General features: G+C 69.3%; 1 protein-coding gene. It reads left to right on the forward strand.

Annotation, left to right across the window (positions count from 1 at the left end; translation table 11 throughout):
• A partial coding sequence (locus tag AC2VOG_RS03590; protein WP_486938541.1) for an amino acid adenylation domain-containing protein occupies positions 1-6,321 on the forward strand: 6,321 nt, incomplete at both ends.

Raw genomic sequence — 6,321 nt, forward strand, 5'->3', positions numbered from 1 at the left:
CCCGCTGACCATCCAAGCCCTGCCCGGCGCCGAACTGGGCCTGCGGATCGAATACGACACGGCCGCGTTCGACGCCGCGGACATCGAAGCACTGGCCAGACGATTCACCCGGGTGCTGGCCGCGATGGCCGCTGACCCCACCCGCCCGCTGTCGACCATCGACGTCCTCGACGCCGCCGACCACGCCCGTCTACACAGCTGGGGCAATCACGCGGTGCTGACCCAACCCACCCCAACCGGCGTCTCGATCCCGGCGGCATTCGCCACCAGGGTGGCACAGCACCCCGACGCCATCGCGATCAGCGACCAGGGCCGCACCCTCAGTTACCGCGAACTCGACACCGCCGCCAACCGGCTGGCCCACCTGCTGAGCCGTCGCGGCGCGGGCCCCGGACAACGGGTCGCGCTGCTGATGACCCGCAGCGCCGACGCGATCGTCGCGATCATGGCCGTCCTGAAGACCGGCGCCGCCTACCTACCCGTCGACCCCGCGCTGCCCGACACCCGGATCGCGCTCCTCCTGTCCGACGCCGCACCCATCACCGTCCTGACCACCACCGCGTTGCGCGACCGCCTACAGCATCCTGACGTGCCCGTCATCACCGTCGACAACGCCGGCAGCACCACCGAACCGCACCCCCCGCTACCCCACCCCGACCCCGGCGACATCGCCTACCTGATCTACACCTCAGGAACCACCGGCACACCCAAAGGCGTTGCCATCACCCATCGCAACGTCACCGAACTGTTCCGCTCACTGCACACCCACCTGCCCCCGGCAGGGGTCTGGTCACACAGCCACTCGCTGGCCTTCGACGTCTCGATTCAGGAAATCTTCGGTGCGCTGCTGGGCGGCGGGCGACTGGTGATCGTGCCCGAATCCAGCACCCTGGCACCCACCCACCTGCGCGCCCTGCTCGCCGCGGAACACGTCACCGTCCTCAGCCAAACCCCGTCGGAGGCAGGTGCGTTGTCCCCGGCGGGCTTGGAGTCGGTGTCGTTACTGATCGGCGCCGAGCCCTGCCCCGCCGAATTGGTGGATCGCTGGGCGCCGGGCCGGGTGATGCTCAATGTGTACGGCCCGACCGAGACGACGGTCGACGCATCGATCAGTTCGCCCTTGACACCGGGATCCGGCGTGGTGCCGATCGGTGCGCCGCTGTCCGGGGCGGCGTTTTTCGTGCTGGACGGCTGGCTTCGGCCGGTCCCGACGGGTGTCGTCGGGGAGTTGTATGTGGCCGGTCGTGGTGTGGGCCTGGGGTACCTGGGCCGGGCCGGGCTGACCGCGTCACGGTTTGTGGCGTGCCCGTTCGTGGCCGAGGGGGCGCCCCCGACACGGATGTATCGCACGGGCGACCTGGCGCGCTGGGGTGGCGATGGGCAACTGCACTACCTCGGGCGCGCCGACGAGCAGGTCAAAATCCGCGGCTACCGCATCGAACTCGGCGACGTCCAGGCCGCGCTGGCCGCCCAGCCCGGCGTCGAGCAGGCCGCGGTGATCGCCCGCGAAGACCGTCCCGGTGACAAGCGACTGGTCGGCTACATCACCGGCACCGCCGACCCCGCCAACACCCGTGCGGCGCTGGCCACGACGCTGCCCGCCTACATGGTGCCTGCCGCCGTCGTCGCACTGAGCGCGCTGCCCCTGACGGTCAACGGCAAGCTCGACACCCGCGCGCTACCCGCGCCCGAATACTCAGACCGCGGCCACTACCGCGCCCCCACCGACGCCCTCGAACACACCCTGGCCGACCTCTACGCCAACGTGCTTGCCGTCGAGCACGTCGGCATCGACGACTCGTTCTTCGATCTGGGCGGGCATTCGCTGCTGGCCATGCGCTTGGCCGCACGCATCAGCGCCGCCCTCGGCGTCGACGTCCCCGTCCACACCATCTTCGACCAAGCCACCGTCGCCGCACTGGCCCAGTGGGCACGCCCACACATCGCCCAACCGGCCGTTGCGGCATTGACGGCGCACGAGCGGCCTGCGGTGATTCCGTTGTCCTTCGCCCAGCAGCGGCTGTGGTTCATCGACCAGTTACAAGGTCCGTCGCCGGTGTACAACATGGCGGTGGCGTTGCGGCTGTGCGGGCCGCTCGACATCGAGGCGTTGGCCGCGGCGCTGTGCGATGTGGTCGAGCGCCACGAAAGCCTGCGCACGCTGTTCGTCGCCACCGACGGCACTCCCGCGCAGTGCGTGCTGCCGCCCGAGCGGGCCAATTTCGGCTGGCAGGTCGTCGACGCCAGCGGATGGCCGGCCGCAAGGCTGACCGAGGCGGTCGACCGGGCGACCAAGTACGCTTTTGATCTTTCCACCGAGATCCCTTTGCAGGCAGAGGTTTTCCGGGTCAGCGACAACGAGCACGTGTTGGTGGGCGTGGTGCACCATATCGCCGCCGACGGCTTGTCGGTCACTCCGCTGGTTCGGGATCTGGGAATGGCCTACGGCGCCCGGTGCGCCGGACAGCCGCCCGACTGGCCCGCATTGCCGGTGCAGTACGTGGATTACACCTTGTGGCAGCGTGCGCAGCTCGGCGACATCGACGACGACGGCAGTCCCATCGCCGCGCAACTCGCCTACTGGGAGGGCGCTCTGGCCGGCATGCCCGAGCGGCTAGCGCTACCCACCGATCGGCCCTATCCACCGGTCGCCGACCAGGACGGCGACACCGTGGCGGTGGACTGGCCGGTTGAGTTGCAGCAGCAGGTTGTTCGGGTGGCCCGCGAACACAACGCGACCAGCTTCATGCTGATCCAGGCCGCCCTGGCCATCCTGCTGTCCAAGCTCAGCGCCAGTTCTGATGTGGCAGTGGGGTTTCCGATCGCCGGACGGCGAGATCCAGCGCTGGACGAGTTGGTGGGTTTCTTCGTCAACACCCTGGTGCTGCGCGTCGACCTGACCGGTGATCCCACCATCGCCGAGGTGCTGGACCAGGTCCGCGTGCGCAGCCTGGCCGCCTACGAGCATCAAGATGTGCCCTTCGAAGTCATCGTCGAGCGGCTCAACCCCACCCGGTCCCTGACTCACCACCCCCTGGTGCAAGTGTTGCTGGACTGGCAACACCTGCCGGCCGATACCGGCCAGACCACCGGCGGGCTGACCCTCGGCGACCTCGCCGTCACCCCGCTGCCGGTGGACACCCACACCGCCCGGGTGGACCTGTCGTTTTCGTTGGCCGAGCGGTGGAGCAACGACGGTGAACCCGCCGGGATCGACGGTGCGGTGGAATTTCGCACCGACGTGTTCGACGCCGCCGGCGTCGCGCTGTTGGTCACCCGGTTGCGGCGGGTGGTCGCGGCGATGACCGCCGATCCGGCCCGCCGGCTGTCGTCGATCGATCTGCTCGATCAGGCCGAGCATGCCGACCTGGATCGGTGGGGCCACCGGGCGGTGTTGAGTCATCCCGCACCCACTCGGGTGTCGGTCCCGACGCTGTTCGCCGCGCAGGTGGCCAGGAAACCGGGGGCCGAAGCGGTGACCTTCGGGAACCTGTCGATCACCTACCGGCAGCTCGACGAAGCCGCTGACCGGTTGGCGCACCTGCTCGCCGACCGAGGGGTCGGCCGGGGTGCCTGCGTGGCAGTGGTACTGGAGCGCTCGGCGCAGGCCGTGGTCGCGATGCTCGCGGTCCTGAAAACCGGTGCGGCTTACCTGGCGATCGACCCCGCGCTGCCCGACGCGCGGATCGGGTTCATGCTCGACGACGCCGTCCCGGTCGTCGCGATCACCAGCGCCGGGTTGCGCACTCGGCTGCACGGGCGCGACCTCCCGGTCATCGATGTCGACGACCAGTTTGTGCACGCACAGCCCCGCACCGCGCTGCCGGTACCCGACCCCGATGACATCGCCTACGTGATCTACACCTCGGGCACTACCGGAACACCCAAAGGCGTTGCCGTCACGCACCACAACCTGAATCATCTGGCGGCGTCCTCGCCCCGGAGCCTGCCCGCGACGCAGGTGTGGACGCAGTGTCACTCGTACGCGTTCGACTTCTCGGTGTGGGAGATCTGGGCCGCGTTGTTAGGCGGCGGCCGGCTGGTAGTGGTCCCCGATTCGGTGGTCCGCTCACCCGACGATTTCCAGGCGCTGCTGATCGCCGAACAGGTGAACGTGCTCACCCAGACGCCGTCGGCGGTGGCCGCCCTGAGCCCGGAGGGGCTGGATGCGGTGGCGCTGCTGCTCGGTGGCGAGGCCTGTCCGTCCGAGGTGGTGGATCGCTGGGCGCCGGGTCGGGTGGTGATCAACGCCTACGGCCCCACCGAGGCCACGGTGTACGCCTCGCTGAGCGCGCCGCTGTCGGTGGGTGTCGACGTGGTGCCGATCGGCGCGCCGGTGTCGACGACGGCGCTGTTCGTGCTCGACGAATGGTTGCGGCCGGTGCCGACGGGTGTCGTCGGGGAGTTGTATGTGGCGGGCCGGGGTGTGGGCCTGGGGTATCTGGGCCGGGCCGGGCTGACCGGATCGCGGTTTGTGGCCTGCCCGTTCGTGACTGCGGGAGCACCTCCGACACGGATGTATCGCACCGGAGATCTGGTGCGCTGGCGTCCCGACGGCCAACTCCACTACCTCGGGCGCGCCGACGAGCAGGTCAAGATCCGCGGGTATCGCATCGAGCCCGCTGAAGTCGAAGCCGCGCTGGCCGCCGTCGACGGTGTGCAGCAGGCGGTGGTGATCGCCCGCGAAGACCGCCCCGGGCAGCCCCGTCTGCTCGGCTACATCACCGGCACCGCCGACCCCGCCGACGTCCGCGCGGCGCTGGCCGCGACGCTGCCCGCCTACATGGTGCCCGCCGACGTCGTCGCACTGAGCGCGCTGCCCCTGACGGTCAACGGCAAGCTCGACAAACGGGCCCTGCCGGTGCCGGAGTACGACGACACCGATCGCTACCGCGCCCCGAGCGGGGTCGCCGAGGAAATCCTGGCGGGTATCTACGCGCAGGTACTCGGCCTCGAACGGGTCGGCGTGGACGACTCGTTCTTCGACTTGGGTGGAGATTCGCTGTCGGCCATGCGTCTGGTCGCTGCCGTCAACAACCAAATGGGCGGCGGCCTCAAAGTGCGCGCCGTGTTCGAGGCGCCCACCGTGGCCCAGTTGGCGCTGCAGATCAGCGCCGACGACGCCCTCGATCCGTTGGTGGCCGCCGTTGCGCGGCCCGCGGTCATTCCGTTGTCCTTCGCTCAGCAGCGGCTGTGGTTCATCGACCAATTGCAGGGCCCGTCGCCGGTTTACAACTTGGCGGTGGCATTGCATATCCGCGGAGACCTCGATGCCGACGTGCTGGCCGCCGCGTTGTCCGATGTGGTGGGCCGCCACGAAAGCCTGCGCACGCTGTTCGTGGCCACCGACGGGATACCCCAGCAGCGCGTGCTACCGCCCGAGCGGGCCGACTTCGGCTGGCAGGTTGTCGACTCCACCGGCTGGCCGGCCAGCCGGCTGACGGACGCGGTCGGCGAGGCGACGCGGCACAGTTTCGACCTGGCTACCGAGATACCCCTGCGCGCAAAGCTCTTTCAGGTCGCCGACGATGAGCACGTGCTGGTGGCCGTGGCGCACCACATCGTCGCGGACGGCTGGTCGATCGCGCCGCTGATCAGTGACCTGGAGACGGCGTATGTCAGCCGGTCTGCGGGCCACACCCCGCGGTGGACCGAGTTGCCGGTGCAATACGTCGATTACACGTTGTGGCAGCGCGCGCAGTTCGGCGACATCGACGACAGCAGCAGCCGCATCGCCGCACAGGTGGATTACTGGCAGCAGACCTTGGCCGGGATGCCCGAGCGGCTGCCGTTGCCCACCGACCGGCCCTACCCACTGGTCGCCGATCAGCGCGGCGACACCGCGGCGGTGGACTGGCCGGTTGAGCTGCAGCAGAACGTTATCCGGGTGGCCCGCGAACACGGCGCGACCAGCTTCATGCTGATCCAGGCCGCCCTGGGCGTCCTGCTGGCCAAGCTCAGCGCGAGTCCTGATGTGGCAGTTGGGTTTCCGATCGCCGGACGACGTGACCCAGCACTAGACGGGCTGGTCGGGTTCTTCGTCAACACCTTGGTGCTGCGACTCGATCTGAGCGGTGACCCCACCGTTGCCGAGTTGCTGGACCACGTGCGCCAACGCAGCCTGGCCGCCTACGAACACCAAGACGTGCCCTTCGAGGTACTGGTCGAGCGGCTCAACCCGACCCGAAGCCTGACCCATCACCCGCTCGTTCAGGTGATGCTGGCGTGGCAGAACCTGCCCGGAGAGCCCGGCGACCCCGCCGCCGGGTTGCGGCTCGGCGACCTGTCGGTCACCGCGCTGCCGGTGGACACCCACACCGC

This window comes from Mycobacterium sp. TH-M11 (assembly GCF_057473725.1).